General features: G+C 56.0%; 12 protein-coding genes. 3 read left to right on the plus strand and 9 right to left on the minus strand.

What is annotated here, in order from left to right; all coding sequences use genetic code 11:
* Window positions 1-21: 21 nt before the first annotated feature.
* From CLU84_RS12805 to prpC, 6 genes are all read right to left on the minus strand, one after another.
* Window positions 22-417, minus strand: a complete 396-nt coding sequence (locus CLU84_RS12805) for a VOC family protein (protein ID WP_099737497.1) — start codon at window positions 415-417, stop codon at window positions 22-24.
* 638 nt (window positions 418-1,055) lie between these two features.
* Entirely contained in the window at window positions 1,056-1,916 is an 861-nt protein-coding gene (locus CLU84_RS12810; RefSeq protein WP_099737498.1) for an oxaloacetate decarboxylase, read from the minus strand.
* A gap of 50 nt (window positions 1,917-1,966) precedes the next feature.
* Window positions 1,967-3,175, minus strand: coding sequence for a 2-methylaconitate cis-trans isomerase PrpF (gene prpF / locus CLU84_RS12815; protein ID WP_099737499.1), 1,209 nt, complete (start codon window positions 3,173-3,175; stop codon window positions 1,967-1,969).
* Between the two features lie 77 nt (window positions 3,176-3,252).
* Window positions 3,253-5,880: a Fe/S-dependent 2-methylisocitrate dehydratase AcnD gene (gene acnD, locus CLU84_RS12820; RefSeq protein WP_099737500.1), complete on the minus strand. Its 2,628-nt coding sequence runs from the start codon at window positions 5,878-5,880 to the stop codon at window positions 3,253-3,255.
* A 21-nt stretch (window positions 5,881-5,901) separates the two neighbouring features.
* Window positions 5,902-6,351 (minus strand): GntR family transcriptional regulator, encoded by a 450-nt coding sequence (locus CLU84_RS12825; RefSeq protein WP_099737501.1) that lies wholly within the window; start codon window positions 6,349-6,351, stop codon window positions 5,902-5,904.
* An 18-nt stretch (window positions 6,352-6,369) separates the two neighbouring features.
* A complete protein-coding gene (gene prpC / locus CLU84_RS12830; protein WP_099737502.1) occupies window positions 6,370-7,539 on the minus strand; it encodes a 2-methylcitrate synthase in 1,170 nt (389 codons plus the stop codon).
* Between the two features lie 167 nt (window positions 7,540-7,706).
* Here prpC and CLU84_RS12835 point away from each other — a divergent pair, with 167 nt between their 5' ends.
* Window positions 7,707-9,155, plus strand: coding sequence for a short-chain fatty acyl-CoA regulator family protein (locus tag CLU84_RS12835; protein ID WP_099737503.1), 1,449 nt, complete (start codon window positions 7,707-7,709; stop codon window positions 9,153-9,155).
* Window positions 9,156-9,414: 259 nt separating this feature from the next.
* Here the strand turns inward: CLU84_RS12835 and CLU84_RS12840 are convergent, their stop codons facing one another.
* Entirely contained in the window at window positions 9,415-10,038 is a 624-nt protein-coding gene (locus CLU84_RS12840) for a TetR/AcrR family transcriptional regulator (protein WP_099737504.1), read from the minus strand.
* Between the two features lie 123 nt (window positions 10,039-10,161).
* Between CLU84_RS12840 and CLU84_RS12845 the strand changes: the two genes are divergently transcribed.
* Entirely contained in the window at window positions 10,162-11,682 is a 1,521-nt protein-coding gene (locus tag CLU84_RS12845; protein ID WP_199173730.1) for an acyl-CoA carboxylase subunit beta, read from the plus strand.
* A gap of 56 nt (window positions 11,683-11,738) precedes the next feature.
* Window positions 11,739-13,472, plus strand: coding sequence for a class I adenylate-forming enzyme family protein (locus CLU84_RS12850; RefSeq protein WP_099737506.1), 1,734 nt, complete (start codon window positions 11,739-11,741; stop codon window positions 13,470-13,472).
* 248 nt (window positions 13,473-13,720) lie between these two features.
* Here the strand turns inward: CLU84_RS12850 and CLU84_RS12855 are convergent, their stop codons facing one another.
* Window positions 13,721-14,692, minus strand: a complete 972-nt coding sequence (locus CLU84_RS12855; protein ID WP_099737507.1) for a tripartite tricarboxylate transporter substrate binding protein — start codon at window positions 14,690-14,692, stop codon at window positions 13,721-13,723.
* An 84-nt stretch (window positions 14,693-14,776) separates the two neighbouring features.
* Window positions 14,777-15,550: a 3'(2'),5'-bisphosphate nucleotidase CysQ gene (gene cysQ / locus CLU84_RS12860; RefSeq protein ID WP_233210040.1), complete on the minus strand. Its 774-nt coding sequence runs from the start codon at window positions 15,548-15,550 to the stop codon at window positions 14,777-14,779.
* Between the last annotated feature and the right edge of the window lie 517 nt (window positions 15,551-16,067).

Here is a 16,067-nt window from a genome sequence, read left to right on the forward strand (position 1 = left end):
GGTATTGGCTGCGGATCCAGTTCATCCAGCCCTGTCATTGCTTGCTAATGCATGCAGAGATTGTTCGGTGGACTGATTCAGTCCGATAGTGCATCCGAATGGGTCAAGAAGCATTGCTGCGCGAGCGCCGAAGCTGGTTGAGATGGGGCCACGATACAAGACGGCACCTCGCTTCTCTAGTGCTTTGATGGCTTCCTGTAAATCGTCGACTTCCCAATACACGGTTGTGCCGCCCACCCCGCCCGGGCACTTGCGGTCAAGGGGATGGAAGCCGAGCAAACCTGCAGGCGTTTTGATGAAGGCGTATTGGGAATTTTCGCGGCGAATTTCTGTTTGAAATAACACGGCATACCAAGCCGCTGCTTCATCAATATTCGCAACAAAGATCACAACAGATTCAATTTTCTTTAACAGCATTGGGATCTTGCAACAGCGTAAATTAGCAAGATCGAAATGTAGTTCAGAACACCTGCCTCTGACTTGTGAAAGCCAAAGGCTTGGGCTGGTACCTCAGTTTCGATTTTGATCAGATTAGACGATGACGATCCGCGAAAGCCGGTCATTCAACGACGACATAGAGGGCGAAAATTATGGCAATCGTTCGTGTAGCTGCAGGAATCTTCTTGCGTACAGAGTTCGTGGGGAAAATCATCCAGACCCAATGCGTTTAATCTTCTGTTCGCAAGACCCAAACCGATATCTTCGATTCCACGGGTCAACATGTCCTGTGGTCAAAGTGCACGCTTGTTTTAATCAACGATTCGCCTGAAAGCTCTGAAGCCATAAAGCGTGACAACCATTGCCACGACGAAATAAGAAATGCGCTGTGCGGTAAACGGGATGCGATGCCTTTCAAACCGACGCTCCCATCCCTTAGTTCAGTTTGAACAAAGATCCTTCATGCTTTGGCTAGATGGCTGCCATTCAGAACGACTGGCAAAGCGGCTTCATTGAACGCAGCTGGAACTGGGCGTCAACCAATTCCGCTCCTGGCCGCTTATCTTTGGGTGTGCTGTTCTAAAGCGGTGATGCCACCATCAATTTCCGTACACGAGTTATTTGTATTTCTGCTCCAGCCCATCCCAAAAGTCCTTGTTCACCAGCCGCTGGCGCTCAAGAAACGGGGCCACGATAGCGGGGTCTTCATCGACCTTGTGTTCATCGCGCAGCAGGGTCAGGCATTTCTGCATGCCGGCCACCGCGCCTTGCAGGGCAGCATTGGCGTAGAGCACAAAGCCAAAGCCCAGCGCGCCCAGTTCGTCGGCGTTGAAGATGGGGGTTTTGCCGCCGATGACCATGTTCATGAGCTGGGGCGCTTGCAGGCGCTGAGGCAGGGCGCGAACTTCTTCGGCTTTTGTGACGGCTTCCACAAACAGAATATCGGCACCGGCTTCCTGAAACTGCTGTGCGCGCTCGATGGCGGCTTCAAAGCCGTGAACAGCCGCAGCATCGGTGCGGGCCATGATGAGGGTGCCGCTGTCACGGCGGGCATCGACGGCGGCCTTGATCTTGCCCAGCATTTCGTGGGTTTCAATCACGGCCTTGCCGTTGAAGTGGCCGCAGCGCTTGGGACTGACCTGGTCTTCGAGCTGGATGCAATCGGCACCGGCGCGCTCCAGCGTGCGCACGGCGTGATAGGTGTTGACGGCATTGCCAAAGCCGGTGTCGGCATCGACGAGCAGGGGCAGATCCACGACATCGCGGATACGGGCGGTGTGGTCGGCGATATCGCTCAGGCCCATAAAGCCCTGGTCAGGCATGCCAAACCACATATTGGTGACGCCAGCGCCGGTGACGTAGATGGCTTCAAAGCCCAGGTCTTCAATCACTTTGGCAGACATGGCGTTGAAGGCACCGGGAACGAGCACGCCACGGCGGGCGTCGGCCAAGGCTTTGAGTTGTTGTTTGGGGTTCATGATCTGTCTCTTGTTTTGATAGCTGCAAGCGCTGCAGCCTGTTTGAATACTTATTGGGTGTGGAGGACTTCGCCGGGTACGCGTATCCAGCCCTCCATCAGGATGCGGGCGCTACGGCTCATCAAAGCCTTGGTGACTTGCCATTCACCATCGACGCGCTTGGCTTCGGCCCCCACCCTTAGCGTGCCGCTGGGGTGACCGAAGCGAACGGCCTGGCGCTCACCGCCGCCAGCAGCCAGATTGACTAGCGTGCCGGGAATGGCTGCCGCTGTGCCGATGGCCACTGCCGCTGTCCCCATCATGGCGTGGTGCAGCTTGCCCATGGACAGCGCCCGCACGACCAGATCAATATCTTTGGCATCAATGGCTTTGCCGCTGGATGCCGTATAGCTTTGCGCTGGGGCCACAAAGGCAATCTTGGGCGTGTGCTGGCGGGTAGCGGCATCACTCAGCTTCTTGATCAAGCCCATGCGCAGCGCACCGTGGGCGCGAATGGCCTCAAACTTGGCGAGCGCCTCGACGTCGTTGTTGATCGCATCCTGCAGCTCGCACCCTGTGTAGCCAATCTCGTTGGCGTTCAAGAAAATGGTGGGAATGCCCGCATTGATCATGGTGGCGGCAAAGCTACCCACGCCTGGGACATCCAGCCTGTCAACCAGATTGCCGGTGGGAAACATTGCGCCTCCGTCTTCTCCATCGTCAGCGGGGTCCAGAAACTCCAGCGGCACTTCGGCAGCCGGGAAAGTCACGCCATCGAGTTCAAAGTCACCGGTTTCCTGCACTTGGCCTTCCATCATCGGCACATGTGCCACGATGGTCTTGCCGATATTGGCCTGCCAGATGCGGATGGTGACCACGCCGTTGTGCGGGATCTTTGCGGTATCGATCAGCCCCATGTGAATGGCGCAGGGACCGACGGCGGCGCTCAGGTTGCCGCAGTTGCCGCTCCAGTCCACAAAAGCCTTGTCGATGGCGACTTGGCCAAACAGGTAGTCCACATCGTGGTTGGAATGGCTGCTTCTGGAAAGAATGACGCCCTTGCTGGTCGAGGACGATGCATTGCCCATGCCGTCGATTTGCTTGCCGTAGGGGTCGGGGCTGCCCAAGGCTCGCAAAAAAATAGCATCACGCACAGGGCCGGGTTGCTGCGCCGCTAGGGGCAAGTCCTGCAGCTTGAAGAACACGCCCTTGCTGGTGCCGCCACGCAGATAGGTGGCGGGAATTTTGATTTGCGGAGCGAACCGCTTGATTTCACTCATTGGTCTTTTCTTTCTGAATGAGATGCAGGATGTCTAAAGGCGGCAGCTCGCATTATTTTGATAGCTGCCTGCGCTTTTCATACCTGGGGCTCAAGCACTTTTTTCTCAGTGTTTTCAGCCAGGAAGTCCTGGGCAAAGCGCTGCAGCACACCGCCGGCTTCATAGATGCTGACTTCCTCTGCGGTGTCCAAACGGCAGATGACAGCCACCTCGGTGCGGGCTCCTGTGGTGCGATAGATATGCAGCGTCAGCTCAGCACGGGGCTGGCGCTTGCCGATCACATCAAAAGTCTCAGTGCCATCCAAGCCCAGCGTGTGGCGAGTGGTGCCGGACAGAAACTCCAGCGGCAGCACGCCCATGCCGATCAGATTGGTGCGATGAATGCGTTCGAAGCCTTCGGCCACAATCGCTTCCACCCCAGCCAGGCGCACGCCCTTGGCGGCCCAGTCGCGGCTGGATCCTTGGCCGTAGTCGGCGCCCGCGATGATGATCAGCGGCTGCTTGCGATCCATATAAGTCTCTATGGCTTCCCACATCCGCATGACCTTGCCTTCTGGTTCGATGCGGGCCAGAGATCCTTGGCGAACCTTGCCGTTGTCATCCACCACCATTTCATTGAACAGCTTGGGGTTGGCAAAGGTTGCGCGCTGGGCCGTCAGGTGGTCACCCCGGTGCGTGGCGTAGGAGTTGAAGTCCTCCTCAGGCAGACCCATTTTGTGCAGGTATTCACCGGCTGCGCTGTCCAGCATGATGGCGTTGGAGGGAGAGAGGTGATCGGTGGTGATGTTGTCCGGCAGGATGGCCAGCGGTCGCATGCCACGCAAAGTGCGTTCTCTGGCCAGGGCACCTTCCCAGTAAGGCGGACGGCGGATATAGGTGGATTGCTCTCGCCAGTTGTACAGCGCATCCACCTTTTCGTCATGGGCTAGCTGTATGGCAAACATGGGCTCGTAGACTTTGCGGAACTGCTCTGGCTGGACGGCGGCCTTTGCTACGGCATCGATTTCTTCGTCGCTGGGCCAGATGTCCTGCAGCCGAATCTCCCGGCCCTGAAAAGTACCTAGCACATCGTTTTCAATGTCAAACCGAATCGTGCCGGCAATCGCATAGGCCACGACCAATGGGGGCGATGCCAGGAAAGCTTGCTTGGCATAGGGATGGATGCGGCCGTCAAAGTTGCGATTGCCCGAGAGAACTGCCGTTGTGTACAGGTCGCGATCAATGATCTCTTGCTGGATTACAGGATCAAGCGCGCCGCTCATGCCGTTGCAGGTGGTGCAGGCGAAAGCGACGACGCCAAAGCCCAGTGCTTCAAGGTCATGCAGCAGCCCGGCTTGGGCCAGATACAGCGGCACGGTTTTGGAGCCGGGAGCCAGAGAGGACTTGACCCAAGGCTTGCGCGTGAGGCCCAGATTTCGCGCGTTGCGGGCCAGCAAACCAGCGGCAATCACATTGCGCGGATTACTGGTGTTGGTGCAACTGGTGATGGCGGCAATGATGACGGCACCGTCAGGCATCTGGCCCTCAGACTCCGTCCATTCGCCCGCAATACCCTTGGCAGCCAGATCGCTGGTGGCCAGACGCGCATGAGGATTAGACGGTCCGGCCATGTTGCGCACCACGCTGGACAGATCGAACTGCAGCATGCGCTCGTATTCGGCATTCGCCAGCGAATCGGCCCACAAGCCAGCTTGCTTGGCGTAGGTTTCCACCAGTTGCACCTGGGCAGCCTCGCGCCCTGTCAAGCGCAGGTAGTCAATGGTCTGCTCGTCGATGGCAAACATGGCAGCGGTGGCACCATATTCAGGCACCATATTGGAGATGGTGGCCCGGTCGCCAATGGTCAGACTGCGCGCACCTTCTCCATAGAACTCCAGATAGGCTCCCACCACTTTTTGCTGGCGCAGAAACTGTGTCAGGGCCAACACGATATCGGTCGCGGTGATGCCGCTCTGGCGGCTTCCGCTGAGCTTCACACCAATGATCTCGGGCAGACGCATCCAGGATGCCCGGCCAAGCATGACGTTTTCAGCCTCCAGCCCGCCCACGCCCACGGCGATCACGCCCAGCGCATCGACATGAGGCGTATGGCTGTCCGTACCTACCAGTGTGTCGGGATATGCTTCTCCATTGATAGCATGGATCACAGGACTCATGCGCTCAAGATTGATCTGATGCATGATTCCGTTGCCCGGTGGAATTACTTCCACATTCTTGAATGAGCGCTTGCACCAGTCGATGAAGTGAAAGCGGTCTTCATTGCGGCGATCTTCGATGGCGCGATTTTTCTCGAATGCCTCTGGGTCTGAACCACCGCATTCAACGGCAAGCGAGTGATCCACGATCAGTTGCACAGGCACGACAGGGTTGACGGCGGCTGGGTCACCGCCCTGCTCGGCAATCGCATCACGCAAGCCAGCCAGATCGACCAGAGCCGTCTGGCCCAGAATGTCATGGCAGACCACGCGCGCAGGGAACCACGGAAAGTCGCGCTCGCGCTTGCGTTCAATGATTTGCGTCAGACATTCGCTGAGGATGGCGGGATCGCAGCGGCGTACCAGGTTTTCTGCATGCACGCGGCTGGTGTAGGGCAAGGTGGCCCAGGCACCAGAGCAGATATCTTCTACAGCGGCTTGCGCATCAAAGTAATGCAGTTGACTGCCTGGTAGTGGCTTGCGGTAATGATGAGGTTGGGGTTTGCTCATTGTTCTGTTCTGTCTCGGGTTTCAGAGCGCCAAAGCGGTGTGCTGGTGCACTGCTTGAGGGGCGGAAAAGCTCACAGGTGTATGCGCTGTAGGTCCAAGCGCCAAATGCAACCTTGCCTGTGCCACAGCATGCAAACGCTCGGTCAGCTCTGTGCAGCGATGGAGCGGCTGGGCTTTTAATTGCGACAAGTGCTGAGCAAGCAGATGGCATAGCAGCCGTGCCTCGGCAACCTGCGCGGCAGAGAGCTGGGTGACGGTCATGCCTCGCCTGGGTTGCGCTGTCAGCAGTCCTTCGTGACACAGCAGTTTCATGGCCTCGCGTACAGGTGTACGGCTGACGCCAAACTCCTGGGCCAGCACTCCATCATTGATGTCGCTGCCTGGCGGCATCTGGTGGCTAAGAATGCGTTCACGCAGTTTGCTAGCGATGGCGATGCACAGTGATTGGGCTTGCATGGGCTGGGCAGTCATAGCTTTTGGGCCAAGGGCTTACTGGCGCTCGTCAATGGGAACGAACTTCAAATCATCCGGGCCGGTGTAGTTGGCGCTGGGGCGGATGATCTTGTTGTCCTGGCGCTGCTCGATGATGTGAGCCGCCCAGCCGCTGGTGCGGGCAATCACAAATAGCGGTGTGAACATGGCGGTGGGCACGCCCATCATGTGATAGCTCACGGCGCTAAACCAGTCTAAGTTGGGGAACATATTCTTGACTTCCCACATCACCGACTCCAGGCGTGCAGCGATGTCGTACATCTTGGTGCTGCCCGCTTCATCAGAAAGCTGTTTGGCCACGCCCTTGATCACCACGTTACGCGGATCACTGACGGTATAGACAGGGTGACCAAAGCCGATCACGACTTCCTTGGCATCCACACGGCGGCGAATATCCGCTTCGGCTTCGCTCGGGTTGTCATAGCGCTTCTGGATTTCAAACGCCACTTCGTTGGCTCCGCCATGCTTTGGGCCACGCAATGCACCAACCGCGCCGGTGATGGCCGAGTACATATCGCTGCCCGTCCCTGCTACCACACGGGCGGTAAAGGTGGATGCATTGAACTCATGCTCTGCATACAGATTGAGCGAGGTATGCATGGCGCGCACCCAGCCATCCGAGGGCTTGGTTCCATGAAGCAGGTGCAGGAAGTGGCCTCCAATGGAGTCGTCGTCGGTTTCCACCTCAATACGGCGGCCCGAATTGCTGAAGTGGTACCAGTACAGCAGCATGGAGCCCAGCGAAGCCATCAGACGATCAGCAATATCACGTGCTCCCGGCAAGTTGTGGTCATCTTTTTCAGGCAAGGCGCAGCCCAAGGCCGATACGCCAGTGCGCATCACATCCATGGGGTGGCTGGCGGCTGGCAGTTGCTCCAATGCCACTTTCACGCTGGTTGGCAGGCCGCGCAAAGCTTTGAGCTTGCTCTTGTAGGCTTTGAGTTCGGCCCGCGTGGGTAGCTTTCCGTGCACCAGCAGGTGGGCGATTTCTTCAAATTCGCAGACCTCGGCAATGTCCAGAATGTCGTAGCCGCGATAGTGCAGGTCGTTGCCCGTCTTGCCGACGGTGCACAGCGCCGTGTTGCCTGCGGTAACGCCAGACAGCGCGACGGATTTCTTGGGCTTGAAGCGGATGGATGCGGTGCTGGGTTCGGCCACGATGCTCATGCGGGTCTCCTTGGTGTGATTGGGAAAGCAGTTTTATCTGCAATACTTCGCAATCTACGCATTTGCATTACTCAGTGATAGAGCTGAATTGGTGAATGATTGCAAAGAAAAATTCGTATATTTGCAAATTTTGCGAATTTTTGAAGACAAGAACAAGGAGCGATGAAATGGCCAAAACTTTCATGGGCGTACGCCTACGCAGCTTGCGCGCCGAGCGCGGAATGACACAGGCTGCGCTGGCACAGGCGCTGGAGATCTCGCCCAGTTATCTGAACCAGATCGAGCAAGATCAACGGCCGCTCACCGTACCTGTGCTGCTCAAGATCCACAAAGTGCTGGGCGTGGATATTCAGCAGTTCTCCGAAGCGGAAGAAGCCCGTTTGCTGGCCCAGTTGCGCGATGCCTTAGCGACGATGCCGCAAGCCGACGGCGCTGTGCCTCTACCAGAGTTGCGTGAGGTCGCTTCTAAATTGCCGCAACTCGCCAAAACATTGCTGGCGATGCATCAGCGGCATCTTGCCGATGCTGAGCGATTGGAGGCTCTAACGGCACGTTTAGGTGACGGGCGCTCCGACGTTGAAGGAATTGGTGCCGCTTGGGGTGAAGCGCCCAGGCAGATGCCATTTGAAGCGGTGCGCGATTTTTTTTTTGCCCATCGCAATTACTTTGATGCGCTGGATCGAGCGGCAGAAATCCTGGCCAAGCAGGCCAGAGAGCAAGGCATCGGGATACTAGAGTGGTTGCAAGATCGCTTGCAAGCGCAACACAAGGTTTTGGTATTTCGGGCTCCCAATACTCCAGATACGGGGCAGGATCATAGTCACCGCCGCTTTGATAGAAGCACTCGCACACTTTATGTCTCGCCTCGATTGAGCCCATCACAGCAGGCATTTCAGCTTGCCACGCAACTGGCACTGCTGGAGTTTGAGTCCTTGATAGACGAGGCACTGCATTCGACCTCATGGCAGGACGACGCCACAAGGCGCTTGACACGGACAGGCTTGGCCAATTACGTGGCTGGTGCTTTTGTTCTGCCTTATGGGGAATTCTTGCAAGCTGCAGAGGGCTTGCATTACGACATCGATTTACTGGCGAGGCACTTTGGCGTGGGGTTTGAGACTGTCTGCCACCGACTCTCCACCCTGCAGCGAGGAGATGCGCCAGGCGTGCCATTTTTCTTTATTCGGGTGGACCGGGCCGGCAACATCAGCAAGCGCCAATCGGCCACGCATTTCCACTTCTCCAAGACGGGTGGCACTTGCCCATTGTGGGTGGTGTATGAGGCATTCACTCAGTCTGGAAAAATTGTTCCGCAGCTTGCATCTATGCCCGATGGGCGCGTGTATCTGTGGATTGCGCGAACCATCAGCCATGCAGGCGCAGGCTGGGGCGCTCCGAGCAAGACATTCTCCATTGGGCTTGGCTGCGACTTGCAGCATGCCGCACGGCTTGTGTACTCCAGAGGGCTTGACCTGCGCAATGTCGATGCTGCAACCCCCATAGGCATGGGCTGTAAGGTTTGTGAGCGCAATGCCTGCCAGCAGCGGGCTTTCCCATTCGTGGGTAAGCCGCTGAGGGTGAACGAGAACGTGAGCGGGTTTGTGCCTTATGGGTAGGCCGTCAAGGAATAAATATTTCCAGCCAAGGTGCTCGAAGTATCGAGCAATTGACGCATTGAAACGACTGCTCAATGGGCGTTTACAGACAGTCATTCTGGAAACCTGAGGGATGGCAATCGATACAAAGCCGACCTCTAAAAGTGACCTTGCCCCTGTCGGCGAACTTGTCGACTAAGCGTAGAAATTGCAGCGCTTCGCAAGATCAACGACTTGGTAGCCGATTGCAAGCTTAGGTGATTGACGAAGGCAATCGAGTTCACGAGTCTTGTTTGTAATGTGCAAGTGATTGCAGGATGCTCAGCACATCGGAGCGCAATTGTTCTGTCTCCGTATCTTTGGCAACTGCAGTCAGGTAATTGCCGAATATCCCCCAGCCCAGGATGAGGCAAGACAGCGTGACCGCGATGGCTGTTGTATTGGTCCCGGCGGCGGTATTGCCGCTGCTCGTCAGCAACTGTTCTAGCCTGCGTAGCGCATGACCTTCTGCGATTGATTCGGCAGGTACTCCCCCGAGAAGAGCACTGGCCATCAACTTTGAGCTTTCGGCCATATTGGGATGTGTCCAGAGCTTGTCGATGGCGGTGTCTATGTCTGAGACATCTTTCAAAAAATCAGCGCCGATTGCCGAATGTCGTTTCAGTGCCGCAATCAGAACATCGTGGCGGGTGCCGAAGTGACGGTGAACCAGGCCGTGATTGACATTGGCTTCTCGGGCAATTTCACGCAGAGCGACATCCGTCGTGCCTCGCTCGCCCATGAGCTTGACTGCCGCATCCAAGATGGACTCGCGCACTTCAATGCTCCCAAGGGGTTTGGTTTTAGTAGCCGCTGTGTCAGAGCCATCTTCCAAAACATTCAATGCCATCTCCTTGAAACCCATCTTGACTCGATCTGGCTCATTGTATAAAAAGCAATTGTAGTCATTGACTACACTTCCTGCGAAGAACCGTTCATCCTCAATGGGGACACGTAACGCAGCCCAAAAAACTACGGAGACATTCGAGTGAGTACAGAAAATCAGGAGTGGGCAGCCATCCTTCAAACCCTTCAGCTACGTCGCACAGCTGCGCAGGCCATGGGTGGGAGCGAGAAGGTGCAACGTCATCGCAACAGCGGAAAACAGGACGCCCGGCAAAGGTTGACACAGCTTTTCGATGCTGGAACTTTCGTGGAGCTGGGTGCGTTTGTGGGCGGGGTCGGAGCAGATGAAAATGCGCCTGTACCTGCCGATGCACTGGTGGCTGGATTTGGAGAAATTGAGGGCCGACCTGCTCTGGGCGCTGCCGAAGACTTCACGGTCCTGGGAGGATCGATTGGCGACGGCGCTGCAGACAAGCGCTATCGCCTGACGCAATTGGCAGCGCAGGAGCGCGTGCCACTCATCTTCATGCTCGAAGGTGCAGGACACCGACTGACCAACACCCACGCTGGCAGGCGTCCCAACGACCTTCAGGGATTGGCAGATTTATCTGGTCAAGTGCCGATTGTCTGCCTGGTGATGGGGGCAGCAGCGGGGCATGGCGCATTGACAGCTCCCATGTCAGATTTTGTGGTGATGACAGAAGCTGCATCCATGTTTGCGGCAGGTCCTCCGCTGGTCAAAGCAGCCACAGGCGAGATCGTCACCAAGGAGCAGCTGGGCGGCCCGCAGGTACATGTAGCGGTTTCGGGAGTGGCGCACAACCTTTGCGTGGATGACGAAGCCGCGATTGATTTGGCACGGAAATACCTCTCTTACTTTCCCCTGAACGCATGGGAGCGCCCTGCAAAAAAAACACATGGTGATGTCGAGGAACGCAGCCTGGACGCCATCCTTGATCTGATCAGCCCTAACTCTCGCAGGCCTTATCGCATGCGCAAGGTGCTTGAGCTGTTGGTGGACGAAGACAGCCTGCTGGAGATTCAGCCCAAATTTGGGGCCTCTGTTGTCGTGGCGCTAGCGCGTCTGGGTGGGCATAGCGTGGCCATCATCGCCAATGATCCCAGTGTGATGGCCGGAACGATCGATGCGGATGGTGCGGACAAGGCCACGCACTTCATGGATGTCGCTGGAGCTTTCCATTTGCCTGTGATTTTTCTGGCCGACAACCCTGGCGTGATGGGAGGTACAAGGGCCGAACAGTCTGGCGCTCTGCGCCATGCCGCCCGCATGTTTGTGGCGCAGCGCCGCCTGAAAGTGCCCAAGCTGCATGTCACCTTGCGCAAGGCATTTGGTTTTGGCTCCTCCATCATGGCAATGAATCCATTCGATGGACAGACCTTGAGCCTTGCATTTCCTGCCGTGACGTTGGGATCGTCTCCCGTTGCCAGCGGCGCGGATTCAGCCAAGCTTGACGAAGCAACACGCGCAAGGATCGAGGCCGAACAAGTCGGTGGCTCCTACCAGATTGCAGACCGAATGGTATATGACGACATCATTGATCCCCGTGATTTGCGCAATGCGTTAATGCGCGGCCTGAAGCTCAGCGCTGGCCGTCAAAGCGGCGTCTGTGAGCCGCGCTTGGTGTCTGGCATCACACCTTGAATGCAGTGCCGCAATCAGCAATCACATTGACTCAAAGCACGAGAGGCGAGATTCCAATGGCAGATATTTCCATTCACAACAGCACTAACGCACTATTGACTACGCTGACTGCACCCGGTGCACCGTTTGAGATGCAGGCACAGAGCATTCGGGGTTTTTCACGTCGTGTTTTCTGCAATGCTCCACAGAGCTTCGCTGACATCTATCGCATGGCTGTACCGTTCGGGCCGCGCACCATGATCGTGAGCGAGACTGCGCAGATGAGCTACGCCGAAGTCTTTAGCAAGGCAGCCGCGCTGGGAGCATTTCTCAAACGCCTGAGTGGGGCACAGCCTTTGCAAGGACAGCGAATTGCAATTGTCATGAGCAACCGCCCAGAATGGTTGGTCTCGTTCATCGCCATCACAGCGATGGGGGCAACCGCTGTGCTGGTCAACAGTCGGGGCTCTGAGCCTGAGTTGGCACAAGCGCTGGAGGACACTCAGACCACCATGATTTTGGCAGACGAGCGAAGAGCACAACAACTTTCAGAATCAGCCCGTGGCCGTCACATGGTTGTGGTGAGTGAAGCTCGAGATAAGCCAGCTCTGCAGGAAGGCAGTTGGATACCTTTTTCTGAGGCAATTCAGGGCTGGGAATCAGCCACTCTTGCGCCGGTATCCATGCGCCCGGAGGATGAAGCACTCATCATGTTCACTTCCGGGACCACCGGACCTTCCAAAGCGGCATTGTTTGACCAGCGGGCCGTAATGACGGCGCTCATGCACATTCAGCTTTCAGGCGCTTTGGTAGCGGAGCATATCGTTGCCAAACGTGGAGCAGATATTTTTGCCAATGCTGCTGATAAACAGGCTGCGTCCTTGCTAGCCTTTCCGCTATTTCATGTGAGCGGTTGCTACGCTGTCTTTCTGTCGGGCCTGATGCGTGGAGCAAAGGTGGTCTTGCTTTCCAAATGGGACGCAAAAAAAGCCTTGGAGCTGATTGAGCAGGAACAGGTATCTGCTTTCGCTGGAGCTCCGGCGATGTACTGGGACTTACTGCGCGCGGAGCGTGGTGGTCGCAGGCTTCAATCTCTCTTGTCGATTGGTGCCGGAGGTCAGGTTTTTGCGCCCAGCCTATTGAAGGAGATCGCCAGTGCATTTCCGGATGCGGTGCTTGGTATCGGCTACGGAATGACGGAATGTGGCGGAACAATCTGCGCCATTGGAGGCGAAGAGCTCGCCAGTCGCCTTACTGCAGCGGGACAGGTGCTGCCTTCCGTAGATATCAAGATTGTGGATGAACGAGGCGAGCAAGTCGCGCCAAATCAGGAAGGAGAGATTCTGATCTCTGGCGCAATGCTGATGAAAGAATACTGTGGTCAGACTCAGGCAACCTCGGAGATGCTTCAGGATGGTTGGTTGAAGAGCGGTGATATAGGACGCCTCGACGAACGTGGTTACTTGCATGTGGTGGACCGCAAGAAGAACATCGTGATTTCTGGAGGCGAGAACATTTCTTGCTCTGAAGTTGAATCCGCTCTGGCTGAACTTACCGATGTTGAAGATGCAGCCGCATTCAGCGTACCGGATGAAAGACTAGGCGAAAAGCTCGTCCTGGCAGTGGTGCCTCGTAGCAAGGTCACCATCACCGACCAGTTGCTCATGGCTTATCTGGCTCAAAAGCTAGCGGCATACAAAATTCCTCAGAGCTTCATTTTTATGGAGCAATTACCCAGAAATGCCAGTGGCAAGGTTCTTCGTCATGAATTGCAAGCGAGATTCAAACGACAAAATACCGAGCAGGGCTAAGGTCTGTTGATATTGAGCATGAATTGATCACAGCCAATGCCAGAGAGGTGATCCCGGTCCTTTGCTCAACTCAACCCAGTTGCTAAGCGAGATCGCCAGTTCATGCCGCCTGCATTTTTGCAATGCAGCAATGCTGAAAAGTACGCCTCATCAGGCGATGCTTAATTGTGTGCCTGATGTGGAAGTCCATCACGCAAAACCCATTGTTCAAAAAACGGAGCCACTTCTTCCGGGACGATTTAACGAAGTCAATATAAAAAACCGTTTTTCCTAAAGAAGCTTTGATAGCTCTGATCTTCTGCCCGCAAAAATGGCTTGAATTGGTTGTAGTCTTTGTATGCGACCTCAAAACCTAGATTTTCTAATTGCGCCACAAAGCCCGAGTCTTTGATCACCTCGTTGATCTCGTCGGATAGAAATACAGCCAGTTCGGATGATGCCCCTTTGGGAAGAAAGATTCCCTGCCAGTATTCAAAGCTGACGCCTTGAAGCCCCTGCTCTTGAAACGTAGGCACATCGGGTAAGCGTTTCGACCTGTGAGCTGATGCGATACCCAATGCGTGCATCTTTTGGCTTTGGAGATGCGGGGCGATGGGAGCAAGCCCCGCAAAAAGCAAGTCCACTTGATTGCTCATCAGGCTTGCAGTTGCAGAGGCTGCTCCCCCGTATGGAACGTGTAATAGCTCCACCCCCAGGGCTTTGCCCAAGCTCTCGCCCACCAAATGCTGCAAGCTGCCAACACCTGAGGATGCGAAGCTCAGGGCATGGGCATTCTTTTGGGCTGCCGCTGCGATATCACCCAGCTGCTGTATTGCGGAGTCGCCCCGTGTGACGAGAACAATAGGAGCGGAGGAGACTTTGGCGACTGGCACCATGTCAGCGACTTCGCCCGACTCCTGTCTTCTGGTGTGAAGTGGATTGATGAAAATTTCGGCAGGTGACGCCAAGAGCAGCGTATTTCCATCAGGCCTTGATTGCACAACATAGTTCGCAGCAATGGTTCCACCTGCGCCCACCCTGTTTTCCACATAGACAGGACGCTGCAATCGCGCTGAGAGACGGATGGCAAACGCGCGTGCCAAGGTATCCATCGCACCACCGGCTTCGAAGCCAACAACGATTTTTACGGGCTGGCGAGACGCTGCTTTGTCCGCACAGGCGCCACTCATCAGCAGCCCGCAAAGCAGGCAGACTCGAATTAGCGTCGCGGCAACGTTCATCAATCGTCAAACAGAAAAGGAAGGGATGAATGCCCGTATCTAGGGCATTCAGGGAGGTGGGAGTTGCGGTGTGATAGCTTGAAATCAGCGGTAATCTGCAGAGCAGGCATAGAAGTGAGGGTTGCTCAAATCTCGCTTGCCATAGCTCAGAACATCTCCATTAAGTGTATGAATCTGCCCCCCTGCAGCAGCCAGCACCGCATGGCCTGCAGCGATATCCCACTCCATGGTGCGCCCCAAGCGGGGATAGAGGTCCGCTTCGCCTTCGGCAACCAGACAAATCTTGAGCGATGAGCCTGCACTTTTGCGCGACCGCACCAAACGTCCATTGAGAAACTGATCCAGCGCATCAGCATCGCCGTGCGAACGACTGGCCACCACATCAAGGCCATCCTCTGGAATGCTTCTGCATCCAATGGCTTGGCGCTTCCCCTGCACCTCCAGCCATGCACCAAGTCCTATGGCACCCGCGTACATGCGATCCAGCGCTGGTGCGAAAACGACGCCCAGCACAGGGATTCCATTTTCGATCAGCGCGATATTGACGGTGAACTCGCCATTGCGATTGATGAATTCCTTGGTGCCATCAAGAGGATCAACCAGCCAGAAGCATTGCCCCATCTCAGGCACATAGCCTGCGGCAGCCGCTTCTTCAGAAACGACAGGAAACTGCGACGGCAAGGCACCCAGACGCTCAAGAATCAGGTGCTCTGCCTTTTCGTCGGCTTCAGTCACGGGCGAAGCATCTTGCTTGCCGCGCACCTCAAAGTCGCTGCGGTAGATCCCCATGATTAAAGCACCCGCTTCGCGGGTGATAGCCATAACATCTTCAAGCAGTGCGTCTTGCGTCTGGTTCACAAAAATCTCCTGTGTTGTTATTCATGTGGTCCGTTTGGCCTATGCGCCAATCTGAGGACAGGCCGACAGTAAATGCATTCGGATCTTCGCAAATAAGCGAGTGAATGTTTAACAGGAATGCGCATGGCTGTTGGTAAGAAACTCAGTGTTCAGGAAATCAATCCACTGCGAATTCAGGCCGTGAACTTGAGGCTTGAAGGGAAAACACTCAAAGAAGTCGGCATGGCGACAGGCCTGTCAACCCCAACCATCATTGCCGCCCATAAAGCCTGGCAGAAAGGAGGATGGAACGCTGTCCTGGTGCGCGAGCGTGGTCGTAAACCAGGAGAAGGCCGCACCTTGTCGGCCATCCAGGAGCAAGACATCTATGTCCAGCTGGTCAGCACCCAGCCCGCCGAGCATGGCCTGCCTTTTCTGCTGTGGCAGCTGGAAGCCATGCAACAGCTGATCCTTCAGCGCCAGCAGCTTGAGTTGCCCGAGCGCACCAACGCCCAATATCTGCAGCGCTGGAATCTCA

It is taken from the genome of Comamonas sp. 26, assembly GCF_002754475.1.
In the GTDB taxonomy this organism is placed as follows: domain Bacteria; phylum Pseudomonadota; class Gammaproteobacteria; order Burkholderiales; family Burkholderiaceae_C; genus Comamonas.